Annotated in this window: 21 protein-coding genes; 18 read left to right on the top strand and 3 right to left on the bottom strand. The window is 38.8% G+C overall.

Annotated features, from left to right (window positions below):
* Window positions 1–115 precede the first annotated feature (115 nt).
* From PCC7418_RS14880 to PCC7418_RS14870, 3 genes are read right to left on the bottom strand one after another with little or no spacing between them, the layout of a single operon-like run.
* Window positions 116–532 carry a type II toxin-antitoxin system VapC family toxin gene (locus tag PCC7418_RS14880; RefSeq protein WP_015227011.1) on the bottom strand — a complete coding sequence of 139 codons (417 nt, stop codon included), beginning with the start codon at window positions 530–532 and terminating at the stop codon, window positions 116–118.
* Window positions 529–744, bottom strand: coding sequence for a hypothetical protein (locus PCC7418_RS14875; RefSeq protein WP_015227010.1), 216 nt, complete (start codon window positions 742–744; stop codon window positions 529–531). Before PCC7418_RS14875 ends, PCC7418_RS14880 begins: the two co-directional genes overlap by 4 nt.
* A gap of 10 nt (window positions 745–754) precedes the next feature.
* Window positions 755–3154 carry a type I restriction-modification system subunit M gene (locus PCC7418_RS14870; protein ID WP_015227009.1) on the bottom strand — a complete coding sequence of 800 codons (2400 nt, stop codon included), beginning with the start codon at window positions 3152–3154 and terminating at the stop codon, window positions 755–757.
* 452 nt (window positions 3155–3606) lie between these two features.
* Here PCC7418_RS14870 and PCC7418_RS14865 point away from each other — a divergent pair, with 452 nt between their 5' ends.
* From PCC7418_RS14865 to PCC7418_RS14785, 18 genes are all read left to right on the top strand, one after another.
* The gene (locus PCC7418_RS14865) at window positions 3607–4290 is read left to right on the top strand and encodes a hypothetical protein (RefSeq protein ID WP_015227008.1); all 684 of its coding nucleotides are present in this window, start codon (window positions 3607–3609) and stop codon (window positions 4288–4290) included.
* Entirely contained in the window at window positions 4287–4454 is a 168-nt protein-coding gene (locus PCC7418_RS20650) for a DegT/DnrJ/EryC1/StrS aminotransferase (protein WP_015227007.1), read from the top strand. The genes PCC7418_RS14865 and PCC7418_RS20650 overlap by 4 nt, the downstream gene beginning before the upstream one ends.
* 96 nt (window positions 4455–4550) lie before the next feature.
* Window positions 4551–6344 (top strand): ABC transporter ATP-binding protein, encoded by a 1794-nt coding sequence (locus PCC7418_RS14860; protein WP_015227006.1) that lies wholly within the window; start codon window positions 4551–4553, stop codon window positions 6342–6344.
* Window positions 6345–6457: 113 nt separating this feature from the next.
* Window positions 6458–7192 carry a Uma2 family endonuclease gene (locus PCC7418_RS14855; RefSeq protein ID WP_015227005.1) on the top strand — a complete coding sequence of 245 codons (735 nt, stop codon included), beginning with the start codon at window positions 6458–6460 and terminating at the stop codon, window positions 7190–7192.
* A gap of 318 nt (window positions 7193–7510) precedes the next feature.
* Window positions 7511–8362, top strand: a complete 852-nt coding sequence (locus PCC7418_RS14850) for a Uma2 family endonuclease (protein WP_015227004.1) — start codon at window positions 7511–7513, stop codon at window positions 8360–8362.
* 70 nt (window positions 8363–8432) lie between these two features.
* Window positions 8433–9092 (top strand): Uma2 family endonuclease, encoded by a 660-nt coding sequence (locus PCC7418_RS14845; RefSeq protein ID WP_015227003.1) that lies wholly within the window; start codon window positions 8433–8435, stop codon window positions 9090–9092.
* Between the two features lie 69 nt (window positions 9093–9161).
* Window positions 9162–9884 (top strand): Uma2 family endonuclease, encoded by a 723-nt coding sequence (locus PCC7418_RS14840; RefSeq protein ID WP_015227002.1) that lies wholly within the window; start codon window positions 9162–9164, stop codon window positions 9882–9884.
* A gap of 70 nt (window positions 9885–9954) precedes the next feature.
* Window positions 9955–10593, top strand: coding sequence for a Uma2 family endonuclease (locus tag PCC7418_RS14835; RefSeq protein WP_015227001.1), 639 nt, complete (start codon window positions 9955–9957; stop codon window positions 10591–10593).
* A 696-nt stretch (window positions 10594–11289) separates the two neighbouring features.
* The gene (locus PCC7418_RS14830) at window positions 11290–11859 is read left to right on the top strand and encodes a hypothetical protein (protein ID WP_015227000.1); all 570 of its coding nucleotides are present in this window, start codon (window positions 11290–11292) and stop codon (window positions 11857–11859) included.
* Window positions 11860–11923: 64 nt separating this feature from the next.
* The gene (locus tag PCC7418_RS14825) at window positions 11924–12886 is read left to right on the top strand and encodes a hypothetical protein (protein WP_051030559.1); all 963 of its coding nucleotides are present in this window, start codon (window positions 11924–11926) and stop codon (window positions 12884–12886) included.
* On the top strand, window positions 12841–13593 hold the full coding sequence (locus PCC7418_RS19525) for a methyltransferase domain-containing protein (protein ID WP_015226998.1): 753 nt from the start codon (window positions 12841–12843) through the stop codon (window positions 13591–13593). Before PCC7418_RS14825 ends, PCC7418_RS19525 begins: the two co-directional genes overlap by 46 nt.
* Before the next feature lie 31 nt (window positions 13594–13624).
* Window positions 13625–14320, top strand: coding sequence for a hypothetical protein (locus PCC7418_RS14815; protein WP_015226997.1), 696 nt, complete (start codon window positions 13625–13627; stop codon window positions 14318–14320).
* Window positions 14317–15228, top strand: a complete 912-nt coding sequence (locus tag PCC7418_RS19520; protein ID WP_015226996.1) for a glycosyltransferase family A protein — start codon at window positions 14317–14319, stop codon at window positions 15226–15228. The genes PCC7418_RS14815 and PCC7418_RS19520 overlap by 4 nt, the downstream gene beginning before the upstream one ends.
* A 46-nt stretch (window positions 15229–15274) precedes the next feature.
* Window positions 15275–16042 carry a bifunctional 2-polyprenyl-6-hydroxyphenol methylase/3-demethylubiquinol 3-O-methyltransferase UbiG gene (locus PCC7418_RS14805; protein ID WP_015226995.1) on the top strand — a complete coding sequence of 256 codons (768 nt, stop codon included), beginning with the start codon at window positions 15275–15277 and terminating at the stop codon, window positions 16040–16042.
* Window positions 16043–16954 (top strand): glycosyltransferase family 2 protein, encoded by a 912-nt coding sequence (locus tag PCC7418_RS19515; protein WP_015226994.1) that lies wholly within the window; start codon window positions 16043–16045, stop codon window positions 16952–16954.
* Between the two features lie 389 nt (window positions 16955–17343).
* A complete protein-coding gene (locus tag PCC7418_RS14795) occupies window positions 17344–17808 on the top strand; it encodes a DUF29 domain-containing protein (protein ID WP_015226993.1) in 465 nt (154 codons plus the stop codon).
* Window positions 17809–18248: 440 nt separating this feature from the next.
* Window positions 18249–18722, top strand: coding sequence for a glycosyltransferase family 2 protein (locus PCC7418_RS20090; RefSeq protein WP_051030555.1), 474 nt, complete (start codon window positions 18249–18251; stop codon window positions 18720–18722).
* A 442-nt stretch (window positions 18723–19164) separates the two neighbouring features.
* Entirely contained in the window at window positions 19165–20349 is a 1185-nt protein-coding gene (locus PCC7418_RS14785; protein WP_015226992.1) for a glycosyltransferase, read from the top strand.
* Window positions 20350–20354 lie beyond the last annotated feature (5 nt).

Here is a 20354-nt window from a genome sequence, read left to right as displayed (position 1 = left end):
TAACTTAAGACTCTGGCGTTAAAACCAGTCCGCGATAAACTTGCTCAATTTGAAAAACTAAGATTAATACTTTTAAGCGCGATCATATCTCCTTTTGTTTCATTTTAGTTACAATTTATTTAGGCTCAGGAGTCCAAAATTCTAGAGTTTTGAAAATGCTAAAATCTCGGAAGTTGTATGTCCAAACTGGGCTATGATACCGTAATGCGGTAAAGACAACTGTAGCATCTTCTAGAGACCCTTGCCATTGCGGAAGTTTAGTCACCATATCTTGTATTTCTTCAAAATCAGGTTGTTCTAAAGGTAGTAAATAAAGACTTTCCTGCATGACTTTTAAGGTACTATGCGCGATCGCGGGCTGGGTGAGTTGTAGTAACCATTTATACACCTCAAAAAGAATCGGAATTGGTGTGAGTAAAATGGTCTTTTGTTGCGTTAATTGCTCAAATCCCCGCACACAATCATTGTGATAGGTATCTTTGGCATAAAATAAACCAATCAGTGGACCCGCATCTAGTACAATTTTCTTCAATCTTCAAAATCCTCGGCGCGATCGGCTGCACCTCTAGGCGCATCGGTAACAATACCCGCTAAAGAGAGAAGTTTGCTACTGTCTTTTGGCGTGAGTTTAATTTGCAGGGCTTCATCCAGTAATTCGGCTATACTTTCCTCTGGATGGGCTTTTAAGTAGTCGTTAAGTTGTTCAGCCAGTTGGTCAGGAATTTCAATCGTTAGTTTGGTCATAATGATTAATTTAACTCTCCATCATCAAATGTAAATGATGTTCTACTTTCTGCGTTAATGTTTCTGCTTCCTCTTCTAACTGTGGTAACGGTTCATCATAACGTTCCGCTAAATCTTGAATCCGTTGCGCTAAACGCTGAGAAATGCGTTCCATTTCTGATCGCACGGCTTCCCATAATGTCGGAAGCCATTTGTCATCAACCACTAAGGTTTTTATTTCTTCAACGGTTAACTCCTCATATTTTTTAATCACCTGATTATTTAAATGTGTTTGGGCTGCTTTGATTTCTTTTCCCAGTTTTGCATCTTTATTAATTAACGCCAGATAATCTTTTATTACGGTTAATTCATCGGCAAAATCAGGGTCTTTTTTAATCTCTTTAATACGGTTGTTGATATTGGTTTTGGTGACTTTTCCCGCATCACTGGTGACTTCTGCTAATAACCCATCTTCTCCCCCGTGTTCTTCTTCCATTTCTTCCTGTTGGCGATTAATGTCTTCTTTTTGCGCTTCGAGGGTTTCAATGTTTTCTTTTTCAGTGGAAAAGTAACGGTTAATCATTAATTCTTTGGGAATCAATTCACAAGTGTAATCGGTGACTTTGCCTTTTTTATTCGTCACGGGGCTTAATTGGGCAACCCAACCATCTTGTACTAAAATATAAACATCATCGCGCATGGTTTCCAGCCAGTAGTTCATTAAATGCTGGTAAATGTCATATTTATCGATCAGGTTTCTGTTTTCAAATGCAGTCAGTAATGATTCGGCTAAGGGGCGGATGATTTGTTTGGGATGATCCCCTTGTTTGATTCCTTTGAGGTTGGGAAGGTTTTCATTCCACCACTGATTAAAGATTTGCGCGATCGCGCTGGCATATTCAGTAAATTCTGGATGTTCAAAAACGTATTTTTTAACTTGTTCGGTGGGAACTTTAATGTTAAGATAACCGTCTCGCTGTGGTGTAAATAATTCTTGTTTTAATTGCGGATAAATCTCCCAATAGTCAGCTAATCCTTCAATATCGGCTTTGGGAATTCCTCCCTGTAAATGCGCTTCGATATCTTGGATGTCTTCAATTTCTTGACTGTCGATATAACGAGGAAGATTTAAGTTATAGTCGTTTTTTGCAATTTCTGAAATGGGAACTAAACGGGAATAATGAGGGATAACAAGTTGTTGATTAAATACATCGACAATTTTACAAATATCCTGTTCTCGCAGACGGTTTTTATTGCCATCTTTGACGAATCCTCGACTCGCATCGACCATAAAAACGCGATCGCGCTGATTCGCGTCTTCTTTATCTAAAACAATAATACAAGCAGGGATACCAGTGCCATAAAATAAATTAGGGGGTAAGCCAATAATTCCTTTTATGACTCCTTTTTCAATTAATTTTTTCCGAATATTCGCCTCTGCGTGACCACGAAATAAAACGCCATGCGGTAAGATAATCGCGCCTTTTCCTTGACTGTTCAGAGAACGAAGTAAATGCAATAAAAACGCATAGTCTCCATTTTTCGCTGGGGGAATATCATATCCTTGAAACCGCTTAAACTGATCCTCACTGGGATTAAAGCCATTCATCCACGACTTAGCAGAAAAGGGCGGATTCGCCACTGCAAAATCGAAGGTTTTCAAATTCCCATCATCATTTTTATAATAAGGGGAGGCTAAGGTATTTCCTTGATAAATTTCTGCATCCGCGTGTCCATGCAAAATCATATTCATTTTGGCTAACGCACGGGTGGCGTTATCCATTTCCTGACCATAAATGGTTAATTTAACTTCCGCTTGATCTACCGCTTTTAATAACAGGGAACCGCTTCCACAGGTAGGATCATAAATAGTTTCGTCTTGACGTTGAGCGTTTTCTATGCTGATAACTTGGGCGATAACACGGGAAACTTCAGCAGGGGTGTAAAATTGTCCTTTGCTTTTTCCAGATTGTGTGGCGAAGTTACGCATTAAATATTCATAAGCGTCTCCCAATAAATCATCACCGTCGGCTTGATTGTTTTTGAAATTAAGGATAGAGTTTTCAAAGATGGCGACTAAATTCGACAGCCGATCTTGCATTTCTTTCCCTTTACCCAATTTATTCTCGTCGTTGAAGTCGGCGACATCAATAATTCCTTTTAATTCGTTTTCTTCGGCGAGGTTGCTGATGACTTGATTAACGCGATCGCCAATTTCTGGGTTATGCTTGAGGGCGACAATATCCTGAAAGCCACCACCTTCGGGAATGCTAACATCTGCATCGTCTAATCCTGCATATTTATCGGAAACATATTTAACAAATAATAAAACTAAAACGTAATCCTTATATTGGGAAGCATCCATTCCCCCCCGTAGTTCGTCGCAGCTTTTCCAGAGATGTGTGTAGAGTTCGCTTTTTTTGATTGCCATAAAAATTAATTGATTGACTAACTTACTTGGGTAAGGGAGAAAGGAAATCTGCTAATCATTGCCTTGGGAAGTGTCGCGCGATCGCGCAGCCTAATCGTTGATTCTATCTCAGAAACTTCGGTCTGATTAGCGCGTTTTTCCAAAATTTCATAAGTTATTTAAGGCAGTGTGGACAATCTTAAAACACATTCAAGACATTCCGAAGAAGTTGGACAGGGGAGATCATTCATTCCCTAAACGGCAAAAAGACCATCACGTCGAAACGCAATCGTCTTACAATGGACAGGGCTGTGAACAGATTTTCCTTCGCGCCGTGGTTGATACGCCCTGGTTGGGAGATCATCTCAACTTGAATGTTGTTAGCGAAAGTTAGCAATAATGTATCGGTATGCAGCGAATGCGATTGGTGTGAAATATCAAGAGATATTGGATACAGAGATACCGAAAGTAGCATGATCAAACTAGCCTTATCAAATCTAACGTTAGAAGACTTAAAGTCTTTAATCAAGTTACAGGAACATCGCATCGCTGCTTATGAGTGGACTGAGGTTGATGCTATTGTGCTCACTGACAGAGAAAGGCTACAGTTGCAAGAAATCACCTCCCATTTAGTGAATCACGATACTGCCTTAATGAACGAGGCAACTATTTGGTCGAGAGCAATTTATCCTCTCTTACTGCTAGCCGAACAAGCAGACATTGAAGCCTGGGCAGAAGTAAGTTTATACGGAAAATTTAATCAGGTCGAATTATTCGGGACTGCTGACGGCGTTTTGGGCAAAAGCGTTGCTGGTCGCATCGAATCTCCTTATCTGATTGTCATTGAGGCAAAAAAGGGCATAGAAGCAGCCAATCCCGTTTTTCAACTCTACGGTCAACTCCTTGCTGCTGCTTATCAAAATTGGCTTAACAACCACCAAGCTCAACAAGAAATTTTTGGCTGTTACACCATCGGTGATACTTGGAAATTCTTAAAAGCAGAAGTCAGAGACCTTGAAGACGGTCTGCCTACCTTAAGTGTAGAATTCTCTAGAGAATATGTTGAGAAACTAGAAGCAGAAACTATATTCAAGATTTTAAAAAAGATTGTTAATCACTATGTCAACCTCTCACAGAGGCAAGAAGAAACAACATGAATCAGATTTATGGACAACCTGCTGCGATGGCGCAGATTGTGGAAATTGCTCAAGAAAATGGTTTGAACTGGGAAAGGAAAAAACAGACGATCGCGCTGGCTTCAATTTTAACTAGACGATCGCGCGGGGAGACAGGTGCTTTTGGATTTTTCCACGGTTGCTGATTTGGAAACTTGGTTGAAGGATCGGTGATGATTTTGATCGCTGCGGGTTTAAAGTGGGGTAGGCTGGAAACACAGATTTAGGTCAGATCTCAGTTAATGTTAAATGTCTTAAAAAACCTCTCTTATCTCTTGAGTCGCCGTGACAAAATGCAAGTGGTTGCCTTATTTTGCCTTTTGTTAATTGGCAGTTGCTTAGAAATGCTGGGGGTGGGGTTTGTTGTTCCCTTTATTTCGTTTATTAGCAAACCAGAATTGATTCAAGAGCAACCGATTCTGAAGGGGATTTATGGTGTACTGGGAAATCCCTCACAGAGTCAGTTTTTAGTCATTCTGTGCTTAATTTATTTAGGAATTTATGTTGTTAAAAATAGCTACCTGACTGGAATGTACTATATCCAGTATCGGTTTATTTTTAATAAGCAAATCAAAGTTTCTCACCAATTATTCCAAAGCTATTTAGGTGCGCCTTATCATTTCCACTTACAAAGAAATTCTGCGATTCTAATTCGGAATGTGACTGGGGAAATCAATCAAGTTTTTATGCAAGTGCTAATTCCCTTAGTGATGTTTATTACGGAATTAACGGTGGTCACAGGACTGGTCATTCTACTCATTACACTGCAACCGCTTCCTTCTTTAGTGGCGACCAGTGGCTTAGCGATTGCTGGGATTTTATTTTATCGAGTGTTTCGAGAAAAACTATCAGAAGCAGGGAAAAAGCGACAGTATCACTCAGGAGAAGTCATTAAGCATATTAATCAAGGTCTGGGCGGGGTAAAAGAAACGAAAGTATTAGGACGAGAACCGTTTTTTTTACATCAGCATCGTAATCATCGTAAAGAGTTTGTGCGGTCTTTAGAATCTTTACAGATGATTCAACAGTTACCGCGACTCTATTTTGAAACCTTGGCAGTCTTTGCCTTATTAACAATTATTTTAGTCACCCTCTTACAGGGAACAGGAATAACAGAAGTTTTACCCACCCTTTCTCTATTTGCTGCCACGGCATTTCGGGTCATTCCCTCACTGAATAAAATGATGAACAGCTTGAACAAGGTGCGTTTTAGTAGTCATGCTATTGATGTGGTTGTTCATGAGTTGAAAAGTTTAGAAGCGGAGAAAAATTTGTTAGGACAAAAGGAAGGCGTGATTCCTTCATTAACTCATCAATTGAGGTTACAAAATGTTAGCTATTCCTACCCCAATGCAGAAGAACAAGTATTGAAGAATATTTCGATAGAGATTCCTCAAGGAACATCTGTAGCGTTTGTTGGCAGTTCTGGGGCGGGTAAAACGACCCTAGTTGATATTATTTTAGGCTTATTAACTCCAACGGCGGGGAAAGTTATAGTGGATGGTGTGGATATTCAGGACGGGTTAAGCCAGTGGCAACAGCAAATTGGTTATATTCCCCAAAGTATTTATTTATCCGATGAGACGTTACGAGGGAATATCGCGTTTGGCATTCCAGAGAGGGAGATTTCGGAAACACAAGTTTGGCAAGCGGTGAAGTCAGCACAACTGGAGGAGTTAGTGGAAAGGCTACCGCAGGGGTTGGATACAGTTGTCGGGGAAAGGGGCGTTAGACTTTCGGGTGGACAACGACAACGGGTGGGAATCGCACGGGCGTTATATCATAATCCACAAGTGTTGGTGATGGATGAGGCAACAGCAGCGTTAGATAATGAAACAGAAGCCGGAATTATGGAAGCGGTTGAGCAGTTGAGTGGGGAAAAAACGTTGATTATGATTGCGCATCGGCTAACAACAGTGAAAAACTGTGACTGTTTATATTTTCTGCAAAATGGAGAAGTGTTAGATCAAGGGAGTTATGAGGAGTTGCGCGATCGTAATCAAGAATTTATGAAAATGGCTAGAGTGCAAACATAAAGGTAACGACAGAAATTGAAATGATTAGCAGACTTCAGATCGCCCTTTTTCAAGCCAACCCTAATTAAAATAAACAGAGAACTTCACCCTAAGAAGCGTTAAACTAATTTGTTATGTATCAGACTGACCCCCCCAGACCCCCGAAAGAAGTGCTCCCGACAATGTATGATCTCAAGAGCGAAGATCCCGAGGAGCCTGGTTTGCCTGACCAATTTCACATTTATCAGCCTCGATTGTTAGAAGAAACGTTTCATCCCATTGGTTATCCCCCTGATCAGATTTTCATGGGGACTGATTTGAATGTGTATTATGATCCCCGCCATCCACAATGGTATAAGCGTCCAGACTGGTTTGCTGTCTTAGGCGTCTCACAATTATATGAAGAACAAGATTTGCGCCTGAGCTATGTGCTGTGGCAAGAAGGCGTTGATCCGTTTATTGTCGTTGAGTTGTTATCCCCAGGAACGGAGAAGGAGGATTTAGGTCAGACGTTACGGGAGGTGAATCAACCGCCAACGAAATGGGAGGTTTATGAGCGAATTCTGAAAATTCCCTATTACGTGGTTTTTGACCGCTATACTGATCATCTCCGAGTTTTTATGCTTCAAGGTGATCGCTATGCAGAACAGACACTAGAAGCGTCTCGTTTTTGGATTGACAGCATTGAGCTAGGTTTGGGGTTATGGCAAGGAATATATCAAGGGATTCATCGCCAATGGTTACGTTGGTTTGATCGAGATGGAAATTGGCTACCCACACTGACTGAACAGAAACAACAGGAGCAAGAAAAAACGGAACGTTTAGCTGCAAAGTTGCGGGAGTTGGGAGTTAATCCTGATGAGATTTAGTGGAGCAAATTCAGGCTTTAGGTGTGTCGGAGTTGGAGGCGTTGGCGTAGGCGCTTTTAGATTTTGCCACGGTTGCTGATTTGGAACGCTGGTTGCAACAATTAAATGTTTAGCAAGCGCGATCATCGCGCTCTTTAAGTTATTTACCTGCCGATCGCGCAGGGAGACAGGCAACACAAATATTATTTGACACTCAAGCGTTACTTTGAGATGTAGTGGTTGATCATTGTCAGCAAAATGATTGGCAAACTTCAGATCGCCGTTTTTCAAGCCAACCCTAATTAAAATAAAAAGAGAACTTCACCACGGGAATGAATGATGTATCAAAGCAATCCTCCCCTTTCCCCAAAAGAAACCCTCCCCACCATGTATGATTTACCTAGTGAAGACCCTGAGGAACCGGGAGGCTCCGACGAATTTCATCTTCTCCAGCCTGAATTGCTTCGCCTTACCTTTCGCCCCCCAAGTTACCCCAGTGATCAGGTGTTTACCGCAAGTGATTTAAACTTATACTATGACGTGCATCATACCCAATGGTATAAACGCCCCGACTGGTTTGCGGTGTTAGGGGTATCGCGACTCTATGAAGAAAAAGACCTCCGTCTCAGTTATGTGACATGGCAAGAAGGGGCAAATCCCTTTGTGGTGGTAGAATTGCTCTCCCCTGGCACTGAAAAAGAAGACTTGGGGCAAACCCCCCTTACATCCCCCCTAATCGGGAGGAACGAGAGGGTTCAGCCTCCGAATAAGTGGACCGTTTACGAGCAAATTTTAAGGATTCCCTATTATTTTGTCTTTAATCGCTATACGAATGAGTTTCGTGCCTTTGAGCTACAAGGAAGTCGTTATCAGCGTGTGTTGATAGAAGAACAAGGGGTGTGGTTGGAAGAAGCGCAGCTTGGCTTAGGATTATGGGAAGGGGAATATCAGGGAATCTCTAGGCTGTGGCTGCGTTGGTATGACCAAAATCAGAACTGGATTCTCACTCCTACTGAACAGGAAGCTCAACGCGCTGAACAAGCCACTCAACAAGCCCAACAGGAAGCTCAACGCGCTGAACAAGCCACTCAACAAGCCCAACAAGAAGCTCAACGGGCTGAACGAGCAACTCAACGCGCCGAACGTTTAGCAGAACAATTGAGAGCTTTGGGCATTGATCCCGAAGCCTAAGGGTAATTTTTTCAGGTAAGCGCGATCGCGCTTCTCGTTCTAGACTTAAGGAAAAAGGAAACGGTTTAACATGAGTGTTTCAACTACCCAAAAAATTATTTACCCTGACAGTGATGGTCAGCCAATGGCAGATAATACTAAGCAGTTTCGGTGGATTGTCTTAATTAAGGAAAACTTGGAACTGCTATTTGCCAATGATCCAGATGTGTTTGTCGCTGGGGATTTATTGTGGTATCCCGTAGAAGGTCACCCTGAAATTCGAGTTGCCCCTGATGCGATGGTGGTATTGGGGCGACCAAAAGGCGACCGAGGTTCTTATCGGCAATGGGAAGAGGACAATATTCCGCCACAAGTAGTATTTGAAATTCTCTCCCCAGGAAACCGAGTGAAAGAAATGACTCGCAAGTTACAGTTTTATGAACGCTATGGGGTAGAAGAATACTATATTTATGATCCTGATAGTAATGAATTGGAAGGACTACAACGCCAAGACGGAAATTTGCAGTTAGTCAAAGAAATTAATGGCTGGATTAGTCCCCGTTTAGGGATTCAATTTACTCTTACTTCAGAAACGCTAGAGATTTATCGTCCTGATGGCAGAAAGTTTCTATCTTCTCTAGAGTTAGAACAAGAACGCCAGCGGGCTTTTCAACGGGCGGAACAAGCCACTCAACGGGCGGAACGTTTAGCGGAACAATTGAGAGCTTTGGGCATTGATCCCGAAGCCTAAGGGCAATTGTTTCAGGCGCAGCGATCGCGCTTCTCGTTCTAGACTTAAGGAAAAAGGAAACGGTTTAACATGAGTGTTTCAACTACCCAAACAATTATTTACCCTGACAGTGATGGTCAGCCCATGGCAGATAATACTAAGCAGTTTCGGTGGATTGTCTTAATTAAGGAAAACTTGGAACTGCTATTTGCCAATGATCCAGATGTATTTGTCGCTGGGGATTTATTGTGGTATCCCGTAGAAGGTCACCCTGAAATTCGAGTTGCCCCTGATGCGATGGTGGCATTTGGGCGACCAAAAGGCGACCGAGGTTCTTATCGGCAATGGGAAGAAGACAATATTCCACCACAAGTAGTATTTGAAATTCTCTCCCCAGGAAACCGAGTGAAAGAAATGACTCGCAAGTTACAGTTTTATGAACGCTATGGGGTAGAAGAATACTATATTTATGATCCTGATAGTAATGAATTGGAAGGGCTACAACGGCAAGACGGAAATTTGCAGTTAGTTGAAGAAATCAATGGCTGGATTAGTCCCCGTTTAGGGATTCAATTTACTCTTACTTCAGAAACGCTAGAGATTTATCGTCCTGATGGGAGAAAGTTTCTATCTTCTCTAGAGTTAGAACAAGAACGCCAGGGGGCTCTTCAACGAGTTGAACAGGAGTCTCAACGGGCTGAACAAGCCACTCAACGGGCTGAACAGGAAGCTCAACGGGCGGAACAAGCCACTCAACGGGCGGAACGTTTAGCGGAACAATTGAGAGCTTTGGGTATTGATCCCGAAGCCTAAGGGTAATTTTTTCAGGTAAGCGCGATCGCGCTTCTCGTTCTAGACTTAAGGAAAAAGGAAACGGTTTAACATGAGTGTTTCAACTACCCAAAAAATTATTTACCCTGACAGTGATGGTCAGCCAATGGCAGATAATACTAAGCAGTTTCGGTGGATTGTCTTAATTAAGGAAAACTTGGAACTGCTATTTGCCAATGATCCAGATGTGTTTGTCGCTGGGGATTTATTGTGGTATCCCGTAGAAGGTCACCCTGAAATTCGAGTTGCCCCTGATGCGATGGTGGCATTTGGGCGACCCAAAGGCGACCGAGGCTCTTATCGGCAATGGGAAGAGGACAATATTCCACCACAAGTAGTATTTGAAATTCTCTCCCCAGGAAACCGAGTGAAAGAAATGACTCGCAAGTTACAGTTTTATGAACGCTATGGGGTAGAAGAATACTATATTTATGATCCTGATAGTAATGAATTGGAAGGGCTACAACGCCAAGAGGGAAATTTGCAGTTAGTTGAAGAAATCAATGGCTGGATTAGCCCCCGTTTAGGGATTCAATTTACTCTTACTTCAGAAACGCTAGAGATTTATCGTCCTGATGGCAGAAAGTTTCTATCTTCTCTAGAGTTAGAACAAGAACGCCAGCGGGCTTTTCAACGGGCGGAACGTTTAGCGGAACAATTGAGAGCTTTGGGTATTGATCCCGAAGCCTAAGGGTAATTTTTTCAGGTAAGCGCGATCGCTGCTGAAGGTAACGGTAATCTTGGGTCGATCGCGCTTTTGGATTTTGCAACGGTTGCTGATTTGGAACGCTGGTTGCAACAATTAAATGTTTAGCAAGCGCGATCGCGCTGTCACCCATTCTTGTTGAACATCTACAACAGACCATTTTAGATTCTGAAGAACCTGATCATTTTGTTAAAGTTCCTGTGTATCACTTTACTAGGAATTAATTCATTCAGGACTAGACCATTTTCGAGAATGATAGAAAATTGTACTGCGCGATCGCACTACTGGCATCGTTTAGATTGCGCTCTTTTTTAGTCTCATTCTAATCACGCCACGACAGGAGTTAGGGGAAACGGTTGGTGCAAGGGCTGGCTATGGTGGTGAGAATTGTTTGGGTGTTATCTGATAATCGGCAAGGGTTGGTGATGGATGAGGCAAGAGCAGTGGGTATTGTGGAGGCAGTTGAGTGAGAGAAAAGGTTGATTATGATGGCTCATTGCTTAACAATAGTTAAAAACTCTAACTGTTTATATTTTTTCCAAAATGGGGAAGGATTAGATTTAGGGAGTTATGAGGTGTTGCGCGATCAGAATCCGTAATTTAGTAAAATGGCAAAAAAATTAACTATAGAGAATTAGCTTAATTCAGAAAATCAATTATTAGCTGCTAAAAACTAAATTTATGTTAGAAAATACACAGTATAAAATAGCAATTCATGTAGGGTATCCTAAAGCAGCAAGCACCACTTTGCAGAAGCATCTTTTTAATAAGCATTCAGAGTTGAGAAATTTAGGTCTATATCCTACTCAAAATATAGGAATAGATAGCCAAGAAATTGACTATAGTTGTCTTTACTTAAAAGATAATACCTTACAAAATTTTTATCGAAATTTATTAAGTTTAAATGAAGCTAAAAGCAGAGAAAAATATAAAATAGTATCAAGTTTTCTAGATTCTGAAAAATTAAATATATTTAGTCATGAAAGTTTTATAGGAGGATTATTAAAGATGACAGACAACAAAAAAAAAGCAAATTTACTTAAAACAAATTTCCCTCAAGCTAAGATAGTTATAATAATTAGAAATCAATTCCAATTAATTGAATCTCAATATAGAGATCATTATTTTCTACCTACTGAAATCAGAACTGGTAAACCTGTTTCATTCAAAGAGGAAATTTTGAACCAAGAGCTTAAGCAACTTATATATCAAAAATATCAATGGGAATTTGAGAACTATTATAAGAATTAATTTGTATATCCTTAAAAATATACTCTCTATTAATCAGACTAAAATAAATTAAATTATGTCAATTATGTCAATCTTACAAAGAAATGAGTCCTCTGGTCTTACCACCTCACAATTACAAACGCCAGTTTTACTTTTGATATTCAAGCGCTTAGATACAACAAAGCAAGTATTAGAAGCGATTCGTAAAGCCAAACCCTGCAACCTTTATATTGCTGGCGATGGCTCCCGTCCAACTTATCCAGATGAATCACAAAAAGTCCAAGCAGTACGAGATTATGTCATAAATAATATTGATTGGGAATGTAACCTCAAAACTTTATTTCGAGACCAAAATTTAGGGGGGCCTGTGGCGGTGAGTCAAGCACTCACTTGGTTCTTTGATCAAGTTAGTGAGGGCATTATTTTAGAAGATGATTGTTTCCCAACGCCTTCCTTTTTTCGTTTCTGTGAAACCATGTTGAAACGATATAGAGATGATGACCGTATCTTGATGGTGAGTGGCAGAAATAATTTTGGAGAATTCACTCCTAACAGGGCACAAAATTACTTTTTTGCAAATATTGGTCATACATGGGGCTGGGCTACTTGGAGAAGAGCATTTCAAGGCTTTAGCCTAGATTTACCTTCCCCAGAAGATATGTCATTTATGAAAAGGCTTGAAGAAGCAGCAGGTTCTAAAGTAGAGTTTGAAAATGCCAAGCGAAATGTCATTAAGATGAGTTCGCAGCAGCATCCACATTGGGACTATCTATGGAATATTCGGCAAGTCTTAGAGAAAAAATATGCGATTTTTCCGTGTAAAAATATGATTACAAATATTGGCTATGGTGGAGAAGCTACTCATACTAAAGAAGGGAAAGATACCGTACCAGTTTTTGATATCAAATCGGATTTTCTTGATGAAGAAATTTATGATCGAGATTTTAGTCGGCGCATGATAGAAAAAAACACGGGGGTAAAGTTAAATTTTGGCTTAATTCATTGTTTCAAAAAACTAAAGCATGGATTAAACAGTTCTCTCTGTTGAGAAGGCAATTTAGGTTAATTCGTCATCAGGTTAAAAAAGGACAGATACGGCAATTTTTCCATTGGCTAGTTGCAGGACACATCATCAAATGGTGGCGCATTCGTAATTGGCTAAATAGTAACGATCAAAAATTCTTACAAGTCGGTGGCGGTTTTCATATTCAATCAGGCAAAAATTGGCTAAATGGAGATTTAATTGCTGGTGAGATTTACTTAGATGCGACAAAAAAATTACCGTTTCCAGATAATAGTATAGATATTGTTTTTACAGAGCAGTTTTTTGAACATTTATTACAGGAAAATGGATTAATTTTTCTTTCCGAGGTTTATCGAGTTTTGAAGCCAGGGGGGATTCTCAGACAATCTACGCCAGATTTAGGAAAATTAGTTGCCTTATACAACGATGAAAACGATGTAGTTTCACTTTCTGAAGCTATCAATCGACATATCAAAAACCATCGTCAAAATACACCTTATGCTAAACCTACAGGATGTCAATTTATCAATGACATTTTTCGCTTATGGGGACATAAGTTTATTTATGATCAAGAAACTTTGAAAGCTATTAGTAAGGAAGCTGGTTTTCATGAGTTTCGATGGGTTTCATTTGGTGAATCTGAGATTGATTCCTTGCAGCAACTTGAAAGACACGCCGATCAAGAATGGATGAAAAATGGGATTGTAATGATTTATGAGGCTGAAAAATGATCATAGGTAGAGTAGTTTAAGGATATAAGCAATGAATAAGGATTCGGTTAAGTGGGATTTGGATTCACCTTGGTGTATCGGTTCTGAAGATTACAACACTTTAACAAAGTATGTTGATGGTAAAAGCCCGAGGCTAATTGTTGAGTTGGGTAGTGGATTAAGCACTTTTCAATTAGCCAATGATTTTCCTGAGGCAACTTTAATTTCTTTAGAAAATGATCCAAGAATTAGAGAACAAAATCTTCAAACATTAGAATTTAATCAGAAGAACTCAGCAAATATTTTACTCGCACCAATAAAACTGCAATTTTACAAAGGAGCAAGTTTTATTACTTATGACTTTAATAAAATCAAGAATACTTCTCAAATTGATTTACTCATTGTTGATGGTCCAGTAGAGAGACTTTTCCCGATGGGTCGTGAATCTTCTTTATATTTCTTATTTAATCAGTTAGCAATTGGAGCAATCATTGGATTAGATGATTATCATCGAACTTCCGCTAAATCAACAGTAAGTAATTGGTTATCTGTCTTTGGCAACAGCCTTTTACTCCAAGAAGAAACCGATAGTTTTGCAGTCTTGCGAAAAAAATCAGAATGTGTAAAACCGAAGCTAGGAATCTCCTTAGCTCTAAAAAGTTATAAAGCCTTAACTCAATCATTATTGGTTAACACTCGACGTACTATTAGCTTCAAACTCAGACCAGAAAAAAATGTAGAACAGTGAACTTCATAAATCCTCTAGTTTCAGTTATCATACCAACTTATAACCGTGAAACACTTGTTTATCGCGCAGTTAAAAGTGTGCTTGCACAAACGTACCAAAATTTAGAATGTATTGTAGTTGATGATTACTCCACAGATGATACCCTTGAAACTTTAACAAAACTGAGTTCCCAAGATAAAAGGTTAAAGGTGATTAGCCACTTAAAAAATCTTCATGCTTCTGCTGCTCGTAATACGGGCATTTCTGCTACAAAAGGAGAATTAATTGCTTTTCTGGATGATGATGATGCTTGGTTACCTGAAAAACTTGAAAAACAAGTTCAGTGCATCTCTACAGCGTCGTCTAAAGTTGGCTTGGTTTACTGTTGGTTTGACATTTATCGTGAACAAGAGAGGGTAGGAACTCGGCGACCCAAGTTAAGAGGATATATTTTTGATAAACTGCTAACTAGCCAACCATTAGGAAACGCATCAACATTGTTAGTCCGTCGAGAAGTTATAGATCACATTGGCGGATTTGATGAAAGCCTCCCCAGAGGGAATGATGGTGATTTTATTCGTCGTGTTGGGCAGTATTATGAAATAGAAGTAGTAGCAGAAGTGCTTGTTCATTACTTTATTGATCATGAAGGAAATCAACGTATTACAGGAATTGATCAACAAAGTATATTAAATGGCATTAAAGGTCATGAAGCTAAATTAAAGAAGTTTCCAGAAGTCTTTGATACTCTACCAAAACAACACGCAATGTTACTGGCAATTATTGGAAGAGAGTATGCTCGTATTGGAGAAACAAAAATAGCATATTCTTATCTGGTTTCTGCTATTAAACGGTATCCTATCTCACTGAATCCCTATTCACAGACCTTGCGTGCAATGATTGAATATTTATTTAAACGTATCCAATAAATACAAACTTTAAAGATTAAATTCTAAAACAATAGGAATAAATATAATGACTGCTCAATTCACACAACAACAACAAGTGCAAGAAACTCAATATTCGATCCCCTATCATTACATTCCTTCTCTAGACGATAATGGGTTTTCGCAAACCCTTTTCTGGTCATGGGGAATGCAATACTTAGCAGGGCTTGAGTTAGTCATTTCTGAATTAAAGCAGCTTCAGTTTTCTTCTCTTCTAGATGTGGGTTGTGGTGATGGAAGATTTTTAAAAGAAGTTGTTGCAACTTTCCCTGACAAAGAGGTTTTAGGAATTGACTATTCTCAAACAGCAATTGCTTTAGCAAAAGCCCTTAACCCGACTATAAATTATCAGTGCATCAATATAACAAGTGGACATCTTGACGGGAACTTTGAAGTCGCGACAATGGTTGAGGTATTAGAACACATTCCAATTGATCAAGTCCCTGATTTTTTGGTAGGAGTATCCAGACAGTTAACCAAGAATGGTAAGTTAATCTTGACTGTCCCTCATGTTAATAAAAGGTTACAAAATAAGCATTATCAACATTTTTCAAGCAGTAACTTGAAAGAAACTCTATCATCTCAGTTTGAGGTAGAGAAAATTATGCCATTTGATCGAATATCAAGACCCGTTGGTTGGCTTCTAAAACTTCTAGGCTATAAAAGTAATCATTATCTGATCACAAACAAGACAATCAACAATGCTATTTATAAGCAAGTCCTTCGTAATTGTCTTGAAGCTCAGCCTGAAAAAATGTGTGGTCGATTATTAGCTATAGCAAAAGTAAAATCTTAGATGAAGTTAACAGTCTGTATTACTACATTTAATCGTTGGTACTCTTGCCTCAAGACTCTGCAATCAGTGTGTTCGCAAATGCAGGAGGGGCTTGAAATTATTTTAGTGGATGACTGTTCCTTACAGACGATGCCAAAGGAAGTCAATGATTTTATTCAAACCAATAACATAATTTATGTTCGTCACCAGCACAACAAAGGTCTTGCTAGTGCTAGAAATACTGCTATAGAATTGGCTTCAGGTGAATATTTTGCTTTTTGCGATGATGACGATGCTTGGCCCCCACACTTTGCTTCTAGGTTATTGAGCGTTTTAGAAGATAGTCCTTCTGATGTTGGTATCGCTCTCGCATTACCTTCTATTTTTAATCAGGCATGGCAAAAAATTTTTAGTGATTATCCAAAGTTAACAGATCTGCTTTTACAAGGGATAACTCCGCCAGTCAGTTCCCAAGCCTACCAAACCAAAATATTACGAGATGTGGGAGGATATGATCCAAAAATCCAATCAGGTGTTGATCATGATTTATGGCTATCTCTAGCAAAAATTAATCCTAGAGTGGGCGTAACTTGGGGAAGTCCAGCTATCACTAATACAGATCCGAAAGCGAATCGGATGACAACAGTAGAAGAAAAAAGAAGGACTAAAATTGCTAAATCCCTAAACATCTGGCGACCTAAAATCATTGAAGTCTTTGGTGAGAGTTTTTATCAACATTTCTATAATTCTTATCAACAGTATCTCGACTATACTTTTTTTAAGAAGAGTTTGCAGAAAGGTGAGTTCCTGAAAGCTGCAAAAAAGGCATTCAACTGGCGTGTATTATCTTTAGGAGGGCAGAGAGCTTTTAACAAAGTTATTGGGTATAAACGATGTAATTTATTTCCTGCTTATAAGGCTTCATCTTTCTAAGTGACCTAAGTGATATGAAAGTGATTAGTACTTTTATTTAATTAGAATTAATGAATAAACTCTACCTTCTCCTCCCTGTTCACAACCACCTAAAAACAACCCAGCAATTTCTAGAATCTCTCAAACAGCAGACTTATTAAAACTATCATTTAGTGTTGATTGATGATGGAACAACCGATGGCACAGCAGACATGGTGAGGCAAGAAATTGAATCATTAACTGTTATCGAAGCTATGAAATATAATAGAAAAAAACTCTAAAACAGAGCTAAAAATACAGTGGACATTGATCCTGAGGTCTGACAGAAAACTCAAGATTGATCACACTGCTTGTCACATGATGTCCAGTAAAAAGTAAACAACAGAGATTTCAAGAGAAGGAAATAGATTATGGCAACTGAACTCACTCATCAGAAATATAAGCAACTCTATGAAACTGATTATAATCTTTGGGTTTTAGAAACAGTTAAAAAACTACAAAACCGAGAATTAGATTCTCTTGATTGGAAAAACTTAATTGATGAGGTACTTGACTTGAGTCGGCGAGAAAAAAGAAGATTAGAAAGTTTATTAACCCGACTCTTAGAACATCTACTAAAACTAAAATATTGGGATTCAAAACGAGAACTCAATCAAAACCATTGGCAAAGAGAAATTCGTAATTTTCGCAAACAAATTAAGCGGGACTTAAAAGCAAGTCCAAGTCTAAAAAATTATCTTGTAGAACAATTTTCTGAACTGTATCAAGATGCAAGAGAATTAGTCTCAGATGCCTCAGGCTTACCCCTTGACCATTTCCCTGAACCCCCAATCGCACCCTTAGAAAAGGTGTTAGATGAAAACTGGTTACCTTAAACAAATTTTGATCAAGTAATTGCAAGATGATGCCAAAAAAGTGCAATGTTTCATACAAAAATCGGTGCAGCGATCGCGCGGGAAGGATAGCGCAATAACTTTTAACACGACTGATTTAGACGAAATATTAGCTAAAAATTTTTAGTTCAATTAGAGCCGGGTAATGAGGAATTAGAGGAGTCTAGCAACTAGGAAAGAGAAGCACCATGAGTGCGCGATCGCGCTGGAGGAATATCCGATCAAGTTGCAAGCTAAACGTTATATTGAGCTTTATCAGCAAATCTTAGACGAGAAGTAGAAAAGAGCGCGATCGCGCACCTGCTCAGTGCAAGTCAACAAAATCAGCAACAACTTCAGCCAATTATTGATCCGATGAGATCAATCTAAATCTTTTCATGGGTACTCTAACTGCAACAGCATTTGAAACAGTGTAGCGAGTAATGAGCTTAAACCAAAAAGAACCAGTTTATATCATCATTCCCGTCCATAACCGGAAAAACATTACTCTCAAGTGCTTAGAAACCCTAAAGCAGTGTGGCGATTTAGATCGCTATTATACAATTGTTGTCGATGATGGTTCTACTGATGGCACAAGCGAAGCCATTACCAATTTATATCCAGAAGTCACTATCCTTACTGGTGATGGGAATCTTTGGTGGACAGGTGCAATTAGAAAGGGAATGGAATATGCTTATGAACGAGGTGCAGAATACTTTATCTGGCTAAATGATGATACTTTTCCTTACAATAATGCTATCCCTTTTTTAGTACAAAAATGTCGAGAGAATGTCAACTTAGTTGGAGCAGCACAATGTTACGAGACATCTGATCTGAAAAAACCGACTTATGGTGGAAAAAAAGAATTAATTTATTTAAAGTTAGCAATATTTATGCTATTAAAAATAATCCAGTGAATTGTGACTCCTTAAACGGAAATCTAACCTGTTTTAGTCGTTCACTTATTACTACAATCGGATTTCCTCCCCATAAGAAAGTCCCTCAATATCACGGGGATACACTTTATACCATGAAAGCCAAAAAGCATGGATATAAATTACTTGTTTTTAATGATGCTATTGCAATTTGCAAAAAAATTTAAGTGAGTCTAACTGGTTAACCAGTAATGTACCTATCAAAAAACGCTTGCAAAGTATCATGTCTCCAAAATCACCTTTTTATGTACGTGGATACTGGAACTTTTGTCTAAGTTGTTGGGGATTTTTAGGGATTCTAATTTTTACTCAACTCTATCTACGTTTAGCTTTGATTTCTATTCTTAGATTAATTTTCCCTATTAAATTTTTAAAAACCTTAAAACAGAAGTAATCAATTTTAATTGATAGTAATTTAAAAATCATGCGAGGTTTATATATTTCCAATCTTGATCCACTAACTGCTCGTTCCTACCAGAAAAAAATCATTGGTCAGATTAAAGGAATGCAACGCTGGGGAGCTATTCTAGATCTGATTTGCACTGCTTCCCCAAACCGCATTATCTTAAAAAAGATCGCTCAATCTAACGATATCAATAATGAAGAAAAAACTTTAACTTACTTTTCCAATAATCTATTGAGCCGAAGATTGAGCCTATTAAGAACTTCACTGGATTTTATTACAAAGACTGCACCAGATTTCCTTTACTTAAGATATCCTCGCTCTGATCCTTTTTATATTTTCTTTTTAAATAAAATTAAATCGCAATGTCCAACCATTACTATACTCAGTGAAATCCCCACTTATCCTTATGAAACTGAATATAAAAAGACAAACCTTAAAGGTCAATTCATTTTAAGTCTTGACCGACTGACTCGACCTTTGTTAAAAAGATACATTGATCGGATGGTTGTTGTTGCTTGGAATCAACCTCTTTTTGGGATTCCCAGTATCAATTTGTTAAATGGAATTGATGTTGCAAGTATCAAGCCACTGCAAACCCCTCGTTCTTTTAATGAAGAAATTCACTTAATTGGAGTCGGTAATTTACAATTTTGGCATGGCTATGATCGTTTAATTCAAGGTTTCAAAAACTATTATCAGCAACAGGCTCAGGAAGTAAAAGTTTTTTTTCATATTATTTCTCCAGATACTCCAACTTTACACACTCTTCAGGAAACAGTGAAAAGTCAAAATCTTTCAGAATATATTATATTTCATGGTGCAAAATATGATCAGGAACTCGATCAGCTATTTGAAAAATGTCATATTGCTGTTGCTGATCTCGGAGGACATCGGAAAGGAATCCAACAAACATCTTTCTTAAAAACTAGAGAATTTGCAGCGCGAGGAATCCCCTTTATTACAAGTGCAGATGATCCAGACTTTCCCAATACTTTCCCATACCAATTAAAAGTTACCTCGAATGAGCAGCCGTTAGATGTTACAGAAGTGATTAAATTTACCCAATCAATTTATAGAGATGCAGAACATCCAATTAAAATTCGTCAGTATGCACAATCCTCCTTAGATTGGTCGGTTAAAATGAAAGAAGTTTATGAAGTGACTCAACACTTGGTACATGAAAAGATTAAGATGACAAGTTAAGAAAA

The organism is Halothece sp. PCC 7418 (assembly GCF_000317635.1).
GTDB lineage: Bacteria > Cyanobacteriota > Cyanobacteriia > Cyanobacteriales > Rubidibacteraceae > Halothece.
Note: the sequence above shows the minus strand (reverse complement) of the source record. Positions and strands in the feature narration are given on the sequence as shown.